16 protein-coding genes are annotated in these 14383 nt (G+C 72.4%); 8 read left to right on the top strand and 8 right to left on the bottom strand.

Annotated elements, in window-relative coordinates; translation table 11 throughout:
* Window positions 1-2: 2 nt before the first annotated feature.
* From PKE85_RS11715 to PKE85_RS11730, 4 genes are all read right to left on the bottom strand, one after another.
* Entirely contained in the window at window positions 3-1124 is a 1122-nt protein-coding gene (locus tag PKE85_RS11715) for a site-specific DNA-methyltransferase (RefSeq protein ID WP_271204915.1), read from the bottom strand.
* A gap of 91 nt (window positions 1125-1215) precedes the next feature.
* Window positions 1216-1872, bottom strand: a complete 657-nt coding sequence (rnhB, locus tag PKE85_RS11720) for a ribonuclease HII (RefSeq protein WP_271204916.1) — start codon at window positions 1870-1872, stop codon at window positions 1216-1218.
* A 72-nt stretch (window positions 1873-1944) separates the two neighbouring features.
* Window positions 1945-2376 (bottom strand): VOC family protein, encoded by a 432-nt coding sequence (locus PKE85_RS11725; protein ID WP_271204917.1) that lies wholly within the window; start codon window positions 2374-2376, stop codon window positions 1945-1947.
* 26 nt (window positions 2377-2402) lie between these two features.
* Window positions 2403-3530, bottom strand: coding sequence for a PA0069 family radical SAM protein (locus tag PKE85_RS11730; RefSeq protein ID WP_271204918.1), 1128 nt, complete (start codon window positions 3528-3530; stop codon window positions 2403-2405).
* Window positions 3531-3652: 122 nt separating this feature from the next.
* Here PKE85_RS11730 and PKE85_RS11735 point away from each other — a divergent pair, with 122 nt between their 5' ends.
* Entirely contained in the window at window positions 3653-4330 is a 678-nt protein-coding gene (locus PKE85_RS11735) for a glycosyltransferase (protein ID WP_271204919.1), read from the top strand.
* A gap of 4 nt (window positions 4331-4334) precedes the next feature.
* On the opposite strand, the gene moaB is transcribed toward PKE85_RS11735, so the two are convergent.
* Window positions 4335-4892 carry a molybdenum cofactor biosynthesis protein B gene (gene moaB / locus PKE85_RS11740; protein ID WP_271204920.1) on the bottom strand — a complete coding sequence of 186 codons (558 nt, stop codon included), beginning with the start codon at window positions 4890-4892 and terminating at the stop codon, window positions 4335-4337.
* Window positions 4893-5043: 151 nt separating this feature from the next.
* Here moaB and PKE85_RS11745 point away from each other — a divergent pair, with 151 nt between their 5' ends.
* Both PKE85_RS11745 and PKE85_RS11750 read left to right on the top strand, forming a co-directional pair.
* Complete coding sequence (locus tag PKE85_RS11745) at window positions 5044-5496, top strand: cyclic nucleotide-binding domain-containing protein (protein ID WP_271204921.1); 453 nt, start codon at window positions 5044-5046, stop codon at window positions 5494-5496.
* A gap of 1 nt (window position 5497) precedes the next feature.
* Window positions 5498-6523 carry a hypothetical protein gene (locus PKE85_RS11750; protein ID WP_271204922.1) on the top strand — a complete coding sequence of 342 codons (1026 nt, stop codon included), beginning with the start codon at window positions 5498-5500 and terminating at the stop codon, window positions 6521-6523.
* Between the two features lie 39 nt (window positions 6524-6562).
* Here PKE85_RS11750 and PKE85_RS11755 read toward each other — a convergent pair whose 3' ends face one another.
* Both PKE85_RS11755 and PKE85_RS11760 read right to left on the bottom strand, forming a co-directional pair.
* Window positions 6563-7024 (bottom strand): pseudoazurin, encoded by a 462-nt coding sequence (locus PKE85_RS11755; protein WP_271204923.1) that lies wholly within the window; start codon window positions 7022-7024, stop codon window positions 6563-6565.
* A 274-nt stretch (window positions 7025-7298) separates the two neighbouring features.
* The gene (locus tag PKE85_RS11760; protein ID WP_271204924.1) at window positions 7299-7490 is read right to left on the bottom strand and encodes a DUF1674 domain-containing protein; all 192 of its coding nucleotides are present in this window, start codon (window positions 7488-7490) and stop codon (window positions 7299-7301) included.
* A gap of 139 nt (window positions 7491-7629) precedes the next feature.
* Here PKE85_RS11760 and htpX point away from each other — a divergent pair, with 139 nt between their 5' ends.
* From htpX to PKE85_RS11780, 4 genes are all read left to right on the top strand, one after another.
* The gene (htpX, locus tag PKE85_RS11765) at window positions 7630-8553 is read left to right on the top strand and encodes a zinc metalloprotease HtpX (RefSeq protein ID WP_271204925.1); all 924 of its coding nucleotides are present in this window, start codon (window positions 7630-7632) and stop codon (window positions 8551-8553) included.
* A gap of 47 nt (window positions 8554-8600) precedes the next feature.
* Window positions 8601-9923: an RsmB/NOP family class I SAM-dependent RNA methyltransferase gene (locus PKE85_RS11770; RefSeq protein ID WP_271204926.1), complete on the top strand. Its 1323-nt coding sequence runs from the start codon at window positions 8601-8603 to the stop codon at window positions 9921-9923.
* A gap of 122 nt (window positions 9924-10045) precedes the next feature.
* A complete protein-coding gene (locus tag PKE85_RS11775) occupies window positions 10046-11827 on the top strand; it encodes a heparinase II/III family protein (RefSeq protein WP_271204927.1) in 1782 nt (593 codons plus the stop codon).
* 61 nt (window positions 11828-11888) lie between these two features.
* Window positions 11889-12428: a DUF3617 domain-containing protein gene (locus tag PKE85_RS11780; protein WP_271204928.1), complete on the top strand. Its 540-nt coding sequence runs from the start codon at window positions 11889-11891 to the stop codon at window positions 12426-12428.
* Window positions 12429-12450: 22 nt separating this feature from the next.
* Here the strand turns inward: PKE85_RS11780 and hrcA are convergent, their stop codons facing one another.
* A complete protein-coding gene (gene hrcA, locus PKE85_RS11785; protein WP_271204929.1) occupies window positions 12451-13539 on the bottom strand; it encodes a heat-inducible transcriptional repressor HrcA in 1089 nt (362 codons plus the stop codon).
* A 122-nt stretch (window positions 13540-13661) separates the two neighbouring features.
* Here hrcA and rph point away from each other — a divergent pair, with 122 nt between their 5' ends.
* Window positions 13662-14381 carry a ribonuclease PH gene (gene rph, locus PKE85_RS11790; RefSeq protein WP_271204930.1) on the top strand — a complete coding sequence of 240 codons (720 nt, stop codon included), beginning with the start codon at window positions 13662-13664 and terminating at the stop codon, window positions 14379-14381.
* The last annotated feature ends 2 nt before the right edge of the window (window positions 14382-14383 follow it).

The raw sequence follows: 14383 nt of genomic DNA on the forward strand, positions 1-14383 counted from the left end.
CTTCACGCCTCCGCGCGGATCGTCTCCCGGAAGGCGTCGATCGGGGCAAGGCCGTTCGCCGTCTCCGCGTGCCAGAAGGTCCAGCCGTTGCAGCTCTCCGCCCCCTGCGCGATGGCGCCGATGCGGTGGATGGAGCCGATGACCGTGCCGAGCGCCAGCGTGCCGTCGGCGCGCACGGTGGCCTCGTAGCGGCGGCGGGCGTCGGTGAGCCGGTCGCCCGGCCGCAGCAGGCCGCGCTCCACCACGCTGGCGAAGGCGACGCGGGGCGCGTCCCGTTTGGCGGGCGCCGGCGCCAGCGTCTCGGCGCCGAGCGGAACCACGGCGTCGATCCGGGCCTGCGCCGCGGCGGCGTAGTCGCGGTCGCGCTCCACGCCGACGAAGTGGCGGCCGAGCCGCTTCGCCACCGCGCCCGTGGTGCCGGAGCCGAAGAACGGGTCCAGCACCACGTCGCCGGGCTTGGAGGCCGCGAGCAGCACGCGCGCCAGCAGCGCCTCGGGCTTCTGGGTCGGGTGGATCTTGCGGCCGTCGTCGCCCTTCAGCCGCTCGCCGCCGGAGCAGATCGGGATTAGCCAGTCGGAGCGCGGCTGCAGGTCCTCGTTGCCGGCCTTCAGCGCCTCGTAGTTGAAGGTGTAGCCCTTGGCGTCGGCGGATTTCGAGGCCCAGATCAGGGTCTCGTGGGCGTTGGTGAAGCGCCGGCCGCGGAAGTTCGGCATCGGGTTCGACTTGCGCCACACGATGTCGTTCAGGATCCAGAAGCTCAGGTCCTGCATGGTCGCGCCGACGCGGAAGATGTTGTGGTAGCTGCCGATCACCCACAGCGTGCCGGTGGGCTTCAGCACCCGGCGCACCGCCAGCAGCCAGGCGCGGGTGAAGGCGTCATAGGCCTGGAAGCTCTCGAACTGGTCCCAGGCGTCGTCCACCGCGTCGACCAGGCTGTCGTCGGGCCGGCGCAGGTCGCCGCGAAGCTGCAGGTTGTAGGGCGGATCGGCGAAGACCAGGTCCACCGAAGCCGCGGGCAGCTTTTCAAGCTGGGCGACGCAGTCCCCGATCAGGATCGTGTCCAGCGGGAAGGCGGGGGCGCCCGCCGTCGTCGCGCGGGCCGCGCCGTTGCTCCGGAAAGCCATGAGGTCCCATCCGTTAAGGTTACTGCACTGACGGACGGAGTCTCGGTTCGGTAACGTAAAGGCCGGGTCAAGGAACAGGGTGAACGAAAGGTTACGAGGCCGCCCGACCCGCGGCGATGAGCGCCGCCACCGGCGCGAAGCCGCGGCGGTGGTGGGGCGAGGGGCCGAGCCGGCGCAGCGCCTCCAGATGCGCCGCGGTGCCGTAACCCATGTGCTTCTCGAAGCCGTAGCCGGGGCAGGCCTCGCCCAGCCGCTTCATCATCCGGTCGCGGACCACCTTGGCCACGATCGAGGCGGCGGCGATGGACAGCGACAGCGCGTCGCCGTCGATCACCGCGTCCGCGGGGCAGGGCAGGCCGGGGGGCACGTCGCGGCCGTCGATCAGCGCGAAGCCGGGCCGCGTGGGGAGCCCCGCCATCGCCCGGCCCATGGCCCACAGCGTCGCGCCGCGGATGTTGAGCGCCTCGATCCGTTCGGGCGAGGCGGAGGCGACCGCCACCTGCGCGTGTCTCACGATCTCCGCGAACAGCTTTTCGCGCCGCGCGGCGGTGAGCGCCTTGGAATCCGCGAGGCCGTGCGGGATCGCGTCGGGATCGAGGATCACCGCCGCCGTCACCACGGGGCCGGCGAGCGGCCCCCGGCCGGCCTCGTCCACGCCGGCGACGCCCCTGAGCCCACGCGCATGGGCCGCGGCCTCGCGCTCGAAGGTCGCGACGGGACGGAGCTTGATCGGACGGGGGTGGCGCATGGAAACCGGCGGCGTGGAGGAGAAGCCATCACGTCCTTGCGCGATTCGGGCGGCTTCCGCGAGCGGCGCCCGTCACTCCCGCGCGGTCATGCGCCCCGTCGCGTCCCACAGGAAGCCCGGGGCATGGGCGATCTCCCACAGATGGCCGTCCGGGTCGGACACATAGGCCGAATAGCCGCCCCAGAACGCTGTTTTGGCGGCGCGCGTCAGGCGGCCGCCGGCGGCGACCCAGCGCACCACCGCCTTGTCCACCTCCTCGTTCGATTGCAGATTCCACGCCATGGCGACGCCCCGGAAGCCATCGCCCGCGGCCGGAACCTCCGCGTCCTCCGCCAGCGCCTCGCGCCCGTAAAGGGCGAGGATCGCGCCCGGCGTGTTGAAAAACGCCACCTGCGCGTTGCTGTCCGCGGCCCGCGTCAGCCCGAGCGCCTCGTAGAACGCGGAGGCGCGCGCCACGTCGGCGACGCCGAGCGTCAGCAGGGACAGCGAGAGCGGCGACGGCATGGCGCGACATCCTTGGAGCGGGAGCGTCAGAACAGGGAGAGCTGGTCAGCGGGTTCGCCGCGTCCTTTACGGGGCGGCGCCACGAACAGATCGGTGCGGAGCCTGAGATGGCGCCGGTCGAGCCCGAGCCGGGCCGAGGCCATCTCGAAGCGCCGGCCGATGGTCCAGGCCACCACGCCCTCGCCCTTCTGCCGCACGTCCCAGCCGCTGTCGTAAAGCTTGCCGCCGCGCGTGTCGCGGATCAGCGACAGGATGCGCCGCATCTTGGCCGGATGGTTCTCCAGCAGCCATTCCTGAAACAGATCCTTAATCTCGTGCGGCAGGCGCAGAAGCACATAGCCGGCTTCCGACGCTCCCGCCGCCTTGGCTGATTCCAGCAGACGGTCGATCTCGTGCTCGTTGAGCGAGGGGATGATCGGCGCCGTCAGCGCCGTCACCGGCACGCCCGCCTGCGCCAGCCGGGCGATGGTCTCCAGCCGGCGCGCGGGCGTCGGGGCGCGGGGCTCCATCTGCCGCGCGAGCGTCGGGTCGAGCGTGGTGAGCGAGATCGCCACCTTGGCGAGGCCCTGCTCCGCCATGCGCGACAGGATGTCGAGATCCCGCAGCACCAGCGCCGACTTGGTGACGATGCCGACCGGATGGCGCGCCTCCTCAAGCACCTCCAGGATGCGGCGGGTGAGCCGGTGGGTCTTCTCAAGCGGCTGGTAGGGGTCGGTGTTGGTTCCGAGCGCCATGGTCCGGGGCTTGTAGCCGGGCGCCGACAGCTCCCTGCGCAGCAGCTCCGCGATGTTGGGTTTGACCGTGAGCCGGCTCTCGAAATCGAGCCCCGGCGACAGGCCGAGATAGGCGTGGGTCGGACGCGCGAAGCAATAGACGCAGCCGTGCTCGCAGCCGCGATAGGGGTTGACCGAGCGGTCGAACGGGATGTCGGGCGACTGGTTGCGGGTGATGGCGGTGCGCGCCGCCTCCAGCGTCACCTCGGTGCGGAACGGCTCCAGACTGTCGAGCACGTCCCAGCCGTCGTCCTCCTCGGTGCGCACATAGGGCTCGAATCGCCCGCTGGCGTTGCTGACGGTTCCCCGGCCGCGCCGCCGGTCGGGCGCGACGGGCTGCGGCGGAGCGGTCGGGAGCGAAGGGCGCGGCGTGGCGATCATGCCGAACAGGTTAGGTTCGAAAAAAGAACATTTCAAGAACATTTACGCCGTCGCCGGTCCGGGGTGCGCCTCTCAAGAAAGCCAACAGACTCCGGCGCGTGCGCGTGCTAAAGACACGCTCCATGCTGAGCGTGGTCATCCCCACCCGAAACGACGAGAACCGGCTTGGGCCGACGCTGGCGGCGCTGGTGCCGGGCGTGGCCGAAGGGCTGGTGCGCGACGTGGCGCTGGCCGACGGCGGCTCCACCGACGCCACGCTGGAAATCGCCGACATCGCCGGTTGCGGCGTGGTGGGCGGCTTCGCCGACCGCGCCGGCCGCATCGACGCCGCCATGCGGCGGGCCAAGTCCGGCTGGGTGCTGCTGCTGGAGCCGGGCGTGGTGCTGGCGGAGGGCTGGCGCCACGAAGCGCGCAGCTTCATCGAGGCGGTGGAGCGGCGGGGCGAGCAGGGGCGCCGCGCGGCGGTGTTCTCCTTCGGACTCGACCGTTTCGGCGCCCGCGCCCGGGCGGAGGAACGTTTCGTCGGGCTGTGGGGCTCGCTGTCCGGCCTGCCGCAGCCGGAGCAGGGGCTGCTGATCCACAAGTCGCTCTATCAGGAACTGGGCGGCATGCGGCCGCTGCCGGCCATGGCCGAGGCCGATCTTCTGCGCCGCATCGGCCGCCGGCGTCTAGTGCGGCTGCGCGCGCTGGCGCTGGCGCCGGCGACGCCCCGCCGTCCCACGGGGGCGAAAGGCGCCATCGGCGCCGGGCTGCTGATGCTCCGGGTGCCGCCGGCGCTGGTTTCGCGGCTCTACGGCTGACCGGTCAGGCGCCGCGCAGCTTGCCGCGCTTCAGGTGCTCGTCCAGCCGGGGCAGGATCTCCACGAAGTTGCAGGGCATGTGGCGGTAGTCGAGCTGGGCCTTCAGCACCCCGTCCCAGGCGTCCTTGCAGGCGCCGGTGGATCCCGGCAGCGCGAAGATGAAGGTCTTGCCGGCGACCCCCGCGGTCGCCCGCGACTGCAGGGTGGAGGTTCCGATCTTGCCCGCCGAATAGGCGTGGAACAGGTGCGAGAACCCGTCCATCCGCTTTTCGAACAGCGGCTCCAGCGCCTCGGGCGTCACGTCGCGGCCGGTGAAGCCGGTGCCGCCGGTGGTCAGCACCACGTCCACCGCCGGATCGGCCACGAAGGCGCAGACCGCGGCGCGCAGCGCCTCCCGGTCGTCCGGCGCGATCCGGCGTCCCGCGAGGCGGTGCCCGGCCTCCTCCACCCGCGCGGCCAGCGTGTCGCCGGAGCGGTCGTCGGCGGGCGTGCGCGTGTCGGACACGGTGACGATCGCCACGCCGAGCGGGATGAAGGGGCGCGTGTCGTCGAGACGGGACATGGGATCAGGCTCGCGGCTCAGGATTTCCGGGGCGGGCACTCTGCGCCGGGGCGGCGACGGCGGGCAAGGGGCGGGCGCCGCTTGAGCCTCAGGCCCATCGCGACCATGTTTCGGTCTCCGCCCGCGGCCGCAACCGGAAGGCCCGATGATCATGCCGCTGCCTTTGAGCGACCAGCTGGCCGGCCTGCCGGTCTTCTCCGCTTTCGCCCCGTCCACGCTGGCGGCGCTTGCGGAAAACGGAACCGAGCGCGCTGCGGCGGCGGGCGAGACCCTGCTGTCGCGGGACCGCGACGTGGACAGTTTCCTGTTCCTGCTGGAAGGCCGCTGGACCATGCGCCGCTTCGTGCGCGGCGTGGCGGAGCCGCTGGTGTGGCGCGACGAGGAGCCGGGCGCCTGGGCCTCGGGCGTCGCCGCGCTGGAGGCGATCGCCCCCACAGACCTGTTCGCCGACCGGCCCTGCCGGGTGCTCGACGCGCCTCGCGCCCTGGCGCACGGACTGATGGCGGAAGACCCGGCCTTCGCCGCCCGCATCCTGCGCGACATTCACCGCTGGTCGGAGCGGCTCAGCGTGCACGCGGCGCTGATGCGCGCCCGAGGTCCTTGAGATGGGGCGCCGGCTCGTCCGAACGCTCGACTGGACCTCGCGCCTGTCCGGCGCGGCGCTCGGCCTCTCGGTCGCGGCGGTGGCGCTCGGCCTCGCCCGCGACGTGGGCTGGACCGTGCCGCTGGAGACCGCCGTGGCGCGCACGTTCGCGGACGTGGCGCCGGCGGAGACGCTGGAGACCCGCGCCCGCGCCGCGCTGGACCACGAGGACGTGGCGCTCGCCCGCGGCTACGCCGATCTGGCGGCCGACCTCAACCGGCCGCTTGAGGCCGGGACGCTTGAGCGGCTGGCGGCCATGGAAGCCCCGGGCGCGACCGCCTGGCGCGCCATGCGCGGCGCGGCCTGGGGCTTCGCCACCGGCGAAACGGAAGGCGGCGCGGCGCTCGCCGGCGCCGTCGCGGCCGATTTCACCGTGGTCGGCGACGTGCGGGATCTGGTGAGCGAAGGCGGCAAGATCGCCCGCGGCGAGGAGCACAGCGACCTGATGCTGGGGCTCGCCGCGGCGGGAATCGCCGCCACGGCCGCCACCGTCGCCACCGCAGGCGTCGCCGCGCCGGCGAAGTTCGGCGTCTCCGTGCTGAAGGCGGCGGGGCGGGCCGGCACGCTGACCGCCGAGTTCGCGGCGGATCTCGGACGGCGGGCGCTGAAGCCTGTCGGCGGGGCCCCCGCCGCCGGCCGAGCGGCGAAATCCATCGACCTCGCCGCCATGGGAAAGGTCGGCCGAGAATTGCGGGCCGCAAGCGCGACGGTTGGGGCGGGCGAAACCGTGCGGCTGATGAAGTTCGTGAAGTCCGGCGACGATCTGGCGGAGCTGGCGCCGTTCACGGCGCGGTTCGGGACGCGCTCCCGCGCGGTGGCGGAGCTGACCGGGCGGGCCTCGCTGAGGGCGTTCCGCACCACGATCCGTCTGGCCGAACGGCTGCTGGCCCATCTCTGGGCGGTTCTGCTCTGGTTCGGCGGGCTGGTCTGCGGAGCCCTGTCCCATGCGGGCTTCCGCGTCGCGCGGATGCTCGCCGCGCGCATCTGAAAGGCGGCGGAGAGGCGACCCCTCTCCGCCGGCCGCAGTTTACTGGGCGAGAGCCGCGCTCTTGGACTCTTCGGCCTTCTTGAGCAGCGCCTCGAACTTCTTCTTGGCGACGCCCGTGAACTTCAGGCCCTTCGCCGCTTCGAGGTTCGGGTAGTTGGAGCCGACGGCGATCAGCGCGACCATGCCCATGCCCATGTGCGGCAGGCACTTGACGCCGTAGACGCCTTCCTTCTCGACGGTGACGGAGACGTCCTGCGAGAACTCACCCTTGAACTCCTTGGCGCCCTCGGGGAGGAAGCCCGGAACGGTCTCGGCGTTGTGGCTCGGATCGGTGGCGACGAACTTGATGGTGTCGCCCGGGTTGGCCTTGATGAAGCTCGGCTCGAACACCATGCGGCCTTCGGCGCCCTGGTTGAGCATCTTCACTTCGATTTCGGCCGCGTACGCGCTGGCGGTCAGCGCCGCGAAAGCCGCGGCGGCGAACATCACGCCTCTCAACATGTCGCTCTCCCTGAACAATGGAACGGAGCGGATCGGCGTCCGCTTCCCCTGCGTGCCGGACGATCGACGACGCCCGGTTCCGCTGCGGGGTTTTAGAGCGCGATGCGAGTCAATAACAGGTTATCCGTTTGGACCTGTTTTCGATTTCCGGTTTCTGACTTTTCAATAAGTCGCAGGGGCGCCGATTTCCCATGTGGCGTGCGGGTCTTCCCGCAGCGCAGCGTGGAGGGTTCCCGTCCTGCGTCAGTTCGCCGCTGGCCGCGTGGCGCGAGCGTCAGAAATCGGACGCGAGGCCCTTGCGCTCCCAGTCGCCGTAACGCACCGGCTCCGGCCCGTCGCGGCCGTCGATCTCCTTCGTGGCCGCGAGCTCGGCGGCGCGGCGCTCGTAGTCCGCGCGGCGCTCGGCGGCCTCCGCCAGCGCGCGGCGGGCGGCTTCGCTCAAAGGTCTGTCGCGCGCGTCGTCCATGGGCGTCGTCTCCTGTCACGAAGGCGGGGCGCCGCCGCGGCGTCTTGGGAACGGCGGCCCCGCGCCCCACATGATACGCGACGACGGCGCGCGGGCGAAACGCCCCGGCGGCCGAAGGACGGACACGGAGAGAGCCTCGATGAACTACTTCCGCACGGCGTTGTTGCTTGCGGGCATGACCGCGCTGTTCATGGGCGTGGGCTTCCTGATCGGAGGCAAGGGCGGGGCGATGATCGCCTTCGTCGTGGCGCTGGGCATGAACGCGTTCAGCTACTGGAACTCGGATAAGATGGTCCTGCGCATGACCAACGCGCAGGAGGTGGACGCCCGTTCCGCGCCGGAGTTCTACGGCATGGTGGCGGATCTGGCGGCCCGGGCGCAGCTGCCCATGCCGCGGGTCTACATCATCCACGAGGACCAGCCGAACGCCTTCGCCACCGGCCGCAACCCGCAGAACGCGGCGGTCGCCGCCACCACCGGGCTGCTCAACGGCCTGTCGCGGGAGGAGGTGGCGGGCGTGATGGCGCACGAACTCGCCCATGTGAAGAACCACGACACGCTGATCATGACGATCACGGCCACCATCGCCGGCGCCATCTCCATGATCGCGAATTTCGGCTTCCTGTTTTCCGGCAACCGGGAGAACAACCAGCCGCTCGGCATGATAGGGTCGATCGCGATGATGATTCTCGCCCCCATCGCCGCGATGATCGTGCAGATGGCCATCAGCCGGACGCGCGAATACGCCGCCGACCGGCTCGGCGCGGAGATCTGCGGCCGTCCGGAATGGCTGGCCTCGGCGCTCCAGAACATCGAGCACGGCGCGGCGCGCATCGAGAACCACGCCGCGGAGCGCAACCCCGCCACCGCGCACATGTTCATCATCAACCCGCTGTCGGGCCAGCGCATGGACAACCTGTTCTCCACCCATCCGGCCACGCAGAACCGCGTCGCCGCGCTGATGGAGCTGGCCCAGTCCTGGCGTGGCGCGCAGAACCAGCCCGCGCCCGCCTCCGGTCCGTGGGGCGCTCCGTCCGGCCGTCGCGGAAGCCCCTGGGGTTGAGCCGGGAGCCCGCACCCCGCCGCGCCGGTCCGCGCCGCGCGCTCGGCATGCCCCAGAAAGCGCCGGAGCCGCCGGGGCTGGCCGCGCGCCGCGTCGCCGTGCGCCTCGTGGAAGGCGTGCTGTCCCGCGCGCGTCCGCTGGACGCGGCGCTTGAGGCCGAGCACGATCCGTCCGGCTTCCGGAGCCTCGACGAGCGCGACCGGGCGCTCGCCCGCGCCATCGCCGGCGTGACTCTGCGCCGGTTCGGCACACTGCGCGGCCTGATCGCGGCCCGGCTCGACAAGGGACTTCCCAAGAAGGGCGGGCCGCTGGAGGCCATCATGGCCACCGCCGCGGCGCAGGCGCTGTTCATGCAGATTCCGGCGCACACCGCGGTCGATCTGGCGGTGGCCGGCGCCCGCGCCGATCCGGACGCGCGGCATTTCTCCGGCCTCGTCAACGCGGTGCTGCGGGGGATCGTCTCCGCCGGCGCCCCCGAGACGGTCGAGGACGGTCAGGACCTGCCGCCGTGGCTCTACGCCCGCTGGACGCGCGCCCATGGCCCGGCGCGGGCGGCGGCCATCGCCCGCGCGCTCGCCACCGAAGCGCCGCTCGACTTCACGGTGAAAAGCGACGCGTCCGGCTGGGCCGAACGGCTCGGCGGTCTGGCGCTGCCCACGGGCAGCGTGCGGCTTGCGCCCGGCGGCCGCGTCGCCGATCTCGCCGGTTACGGCGACGGCGCCTGGTGGGTGCAGGACGCCGCGGCGGCCATCCCCGCCCGGCTGTTCGGCGACCTGCGCGACAAGCGCGCCATCGACCTCTGCGCCGCGCCCGGCGGCAAGACCGCCCAACTCGCGCTCGCGGGCGCCGAGGTGGTGGCGGTGGACAAGTCCGCCGAACGCCTGCGCCGGCTCACCGACAACCTGTCCCGGCTCGGCCTGTCCGCCACCGCCCGCGTGGGCGACGCCTCCGCCATCAGCCTGGAGCCCGCGGACGCGGTGCTGCTCGACGCGCCCTGCAGCGCCACCGGCACCATCCGTCGACACCCCGACGTCGCCTGGATGAAGCGCGAGAGCGACATCGGGACACTCGCCAAGCTGCAGACGGGTCTGCTCGACGCCGCGGTCCGGCTGGTCGCGCCGGGCGGGCGGCTCGTCTACTGCACCTGCTCGCTGGAGCCGGAGGAGGGCGAGCGCCAGATCGAGGCGCTGGTCGCTCGCGCGCAGGGCCGCGTCACGGTCGATCCGGTCGCGCCGGACGAGCTGCCGGGCCTCGCCGACGCGGTGACGGCGGACGGGTTCGTGCGCACGCTGCCGAGCCATCTGCCGGCCGACGACGTCCGTCTCGCCGGTCTCGACGGCTTCTTCGCCGCGCGTTTGCGTGTGGACTGAAGCCTTCCGCGCGCCCATCGAATCGCGACACGGCCTGCAGCCTGTGTTTCAATCGTTTGAATAGGCTCGCGCTTTCGGCGCAGCGTGAAGATTGAGGCGAAGCTCGAAGGGGGGCGCAGCGTATGACCGGCGTCGCGCTCGGCGAGAAAGCCCGGCTCGCGCGCGCCGTGGCGGCGGAATGCGCCTCCGTGATCTGGCGCGGCGTCGCCGCCCGCTCGGCGGCGCTGCTGATCCGGCCCACCCGCACGCCCGACAAGCTGGTGATCGCGCCGCAGGACCTGCGCACCTCGGACCCCACCCGCGCGGCGGAAATCTACGCCGGCCGCTTCGTGTTCGAGGCCAAGAGCGTGGACACCCGCGGGGCGTCCCCCTTTCTCGCGCCGCCGCCGTCGCAGGCCTGGGCCGAGGCGCTGCACGGCTTCGGCTGGCTGCGGCATCTCAGGGCCGCGGACACCACGCTGTCCCGCGCCAACGCCCGTGCGCTGGTGGACGAATGGATCGGCCTGCGCGGCGGCGTGGCCCGCGGCGCGGCGCGGCGGCCGGAGGTGGCGGCGCGGCGGGTGATCTCGTGGCTGTGCCAGTCGCCGCTGATTCTCGACGGCGCCGACCGCGCCTTCTACCGCCGCTTCCTGCGCAGCCTCGCGCGCCAGACCCGCCGCCTCGCCCGGCTGAAGCTCCGGACCGAGGACGGCCTGCCGCGCCTCACCGTCGCCTGCGCGCTGGTCTATGCGGGCCTGTGCCTTGCGGGCGAGACCCGCCTGCTGAAGACCGCCTCCAAGCAGCTCGCCGACGAGCTCGACCGCCAGATCCTCGCCGACGGCGGCCATGTGAGCCGCAACCCGGCGGCGATCGTGGAGGTGCTGCTGGACCTGCTGCCGCTGCGGCAGGCCTTCGCGGTCCGGGGCGTGGCGCCGCCGCAGGGGCTGCTGAACGCCATCGACCGCGCCATGCCCATGCTGCGCTTCTTCCGCCACGGCGACGGGGCCTTCGCCCAGTTCAACGGCGCGGGGCCGAGTCGCAACGATCTGGTGGCGACGGTGCTGGCCTATGACGACGCCCGCGGCCCGGTGATGGAGGAGGCACCCCATTCCGGCTACCAGCGGCTGGTCGCCGGCGACACGCTGGCGCTTGAGGATGTGGGCGCGCCGCCGCCGCGCGGCGTGTCGCGCTTCGCCCATGCGGGCTGTCTGTCGTTCGAGTTGTCCCACGGGTCCGAGCGGATCGTGGTGAACTGCGGCGCGCCGGAGATCGGACGCGAGGCGTGGGACGCCGCGGCGCGGGCGACCGCGGCCCATGCCGCCGCGGTGATCGCGGACACCTCCTCCTGCCGCTTCGTGACGGCGCCGTGGCTCAGGCGTTTCATCGGCCCGCTGATCCTCGCCGGCCCCTCGCGGCCGCAGGTGAAGCGGCAGCGCGAACCGGGCTTCGTCCGCGTCACCGCCCGGCATGACGGCTACGCCCGACGCTTCGGGGTCGATCACGAGCGCGCGCTGCGCCTGTCCGACGACGGGCTGACGCTGGAGGGCGAGGACCGCTTCCTGCCGGTCCGGGTCGGGCCCCCGCCCGAGGACCGGAAGGTGGCGCTTCGGTTCCATCTCCACCCGGCGATCCGCGCCGCCCCGGCCCAGGACGGCCAGAGCGTGCTGCTGAGCGCCGCCAGCGGCGCCGGCTGGCTGTTCTCCTCGCCGGACGCGGTCGCCGAGGTGGAGGAGAGCGTGCATCTCTCCGGCGCCCACGGCCCCCGCCGGGCGGAGCAGATCGTGGTGCGGGGCACGCTCAGGGGCACGCCGAGCCTCGGCTGGAGCCTGCGGCGGATCGAGCGCGGCCCGGCCCGCCGGGCGCGCATGCCCAGCGGCGCCGAGGCCGGCGAGCTGTTCGGGCCGGACGCGCCGCTTCTGTCCTGACGCGGTTGCGCGTGGCCGCGGCCGGCGTATGGTGCGCCCGGTTCAACCGGGAAGATTTGCCATGCGTCCTGTCCATGTCGCGGCCGCGCTCGCGGCTCTCGTCGCGCCGGCCTTCGCCGCAGGCTTCGACCTTCCGCCCCGCACGCCGGGCCAGTGGGAGATGAAGGTGCAGGTGGACACGGCCGCCATGCCGCCGCAGATCATCCGCATGTGCCTCGACGCCGAGACCGACAAGCTGCTGAACGCCAAGTTCGCGGGAACCGCCCAGCGGCTGTGCTCGCGGCAGGAGCAGAAGACCGACGGCGACGCCATCGTGCTCGAGAGCGACTGCGCGGTCGGCGACCTGAAGACCTTCTCCCGCAGCGTCATCACCGGCGATTTCGCCAGCGCCTACGTCATGCGCACCGACGTCCAGATGGAGGGCAGCAACGCTCCCGACGGCGTGAAGCGCACCACGCCCGCCGGCCCCTCGTCGCAGCAGACCACCATCGAGGCGAAGCGCGTGGGCGAATGCGCCGCAGGCTTCAAGCCCGGCGACGTGGACTTCGGCATGGGCCGCATCACCAACCTGCGCGACATGCCCGATCCGAACATCAACTGATCGACGCGCCGGGCGGGCGGCCTCAGCCGCCCAGCACCCGGCCCACGAGCCGGGCGGTGTAGTCCACCATCGGCACCACGCGGGCGTAGTTCAGCCGCGTCGGGCCGATGACGCCGAGCACGCCCACGATCTTCTGGTCGCCGTCCCGGAAGGGGGCGGCCACCATGGACGAGCCGGACAGCGAGAACAGCTTGTTCTCCGAGCCGATGAAGATGCGCACCCCGTCGGCGGATTCGGCCCGGCCCAGCAGCTCGATCACGTCCTTCTTGCCTTCGAGGTCCTCCAGCAGCAGCCGCACCCGCTCCAGGTCCTCAAGCGCCTTCAGGTCCTCGAGCAGATTGGCCTGGCCGCGCACGATCAGTTGGCGCGGCTCGCCGGCGGGGGCGCCGGCCCAGCTCGCGAGCCCGGCGGCGACCACGTTGGCGGAGAGCTCGTCCAGCTCCCGCTTGGCGCTCTCCACCGCCTCCTCGATCGCGGCGCGGGCCTCCCGCAGCGTGCGGCCGCGCACCCGCGCGTTGAGGAAGTTGCCCGCCTCCGTCAGCGCCGAGGGCGGCAGGCCTTTGGGCAGGGCGACGATGCGGTTCTCCACCGAGCCGTCCTCGCCCACCAGCACGGCGAGCGCCTTCTGCGGCTCCAGCGGCACGAACTCCAGATGGCGGATGGCGGGATCCTGCTTCGAGGTCACCACCACGCCCGCGCCGCGCGACAGGCCCGACAGCAGCGCCGAGGCGTCGGTCAGCACGTCCTCCACCGCGCGGTTGGCGCCCGCGCCCTGCACCTGCCGCTCGATCGCCGCCCGGTCCCCCTCCGCGAGGTCGCCCACCTCCAGCATGGCGTCCACGAAGAAGCGCAGGCCGAGCTCGGTCGGCAGCCGCCCGGCGCTGGTGTGGGGCGCGTAGATCAGGCCGAGCGCTTCGAGGTCCGACATCACGTTGCGCACGGACGCGGGCGACAGCGACACCGACAGCAGCCGGGACGCGTTGCGGGAGCCGAGCGGCTCGCCGGTGGCGAGATAGGTGTCGACGATGCGGCGGAAGATGTCGCGGGAGCGCTGGTCGAGCTGGCGCAGACCCGCGAGGGCTTCGGTGGCGATGGGGCGATCGATGGACATGGAGCGAATTCTTTCTTGATCCATCGGCGCGATCAAGCGCGAGCCGCTTGCGGCGCAGGCTGCGGAGGGGCAGAAAGGCGCCCGATCGACGTCTTAACGAATTCCAAATCCGGCAGGCCTTCATGACCACCCGTCCGTCCAAGCGCGCGCCCGATGCGCTGCGCCCCGTCTCCCTCGAACGGAACGTGGCGCGCTACGCGGAAGGCTCCTGCCTGGTGAAGTTCGGCGAGACCCATGTTCTGTGCTGCGCCTCGCTGGAGGAGAAGGCTCCCGGCTGGCTGCGCGGACAGGGGCGCGGCTGGGTCACCGCCGAATACGCCATGCTGCCGCGTGCGACCCACGAGCGCACCCGGCGCGAATCCACCTCCGGCAAGCCGTCCGGCCGCACCCAGGAGATCCAGCGGCTGGTGGGCCGCTCGCTGCGCGCGGTGGTGGACCTGCGCATGCTGGGCGAGCGCCAGATCACGGTGGACTGCGACGTACTGCAGGCGGACGGCGGCACCCGCACCGCCTCCATCACCGGCGCCTGGGTGGCGCTGCACGACTGCCTCGCCTGGATGAAGGCGCGCGACATGCTGCGCGGCCCGGCGCTGAAGGACCATGTGGCCGCGGTCTCCTGCGGCATCTATCGCGGCCAGCCGGTGCTCGACCTCGACTACGCCGAGGATTCGGAGGCGCAGACCGACGCCAATTTCGTGCTCACCGGCTCCGGCGGCATCGTGGAGGTTCAGGGCACGGCCGAGGGCGCGCCGTTCTCCGACGCCGAGCTGATGGAGCTGCTCCGCCTCGCCAAGCAGGGCAGCGCCGAGCTGGTGGAGCTGCAGAAGCGCGCCGTGGCGTGAAT

The organism is Methylopila jiangsuensis (assembly GCF_027922305.1).
Lineage (GTDB): Bacteria > Pseudomonadota > Alphaproteobacteria > Rhizobiales > Methylopilaceae > Methylopila > Methylopila jiangsuensis.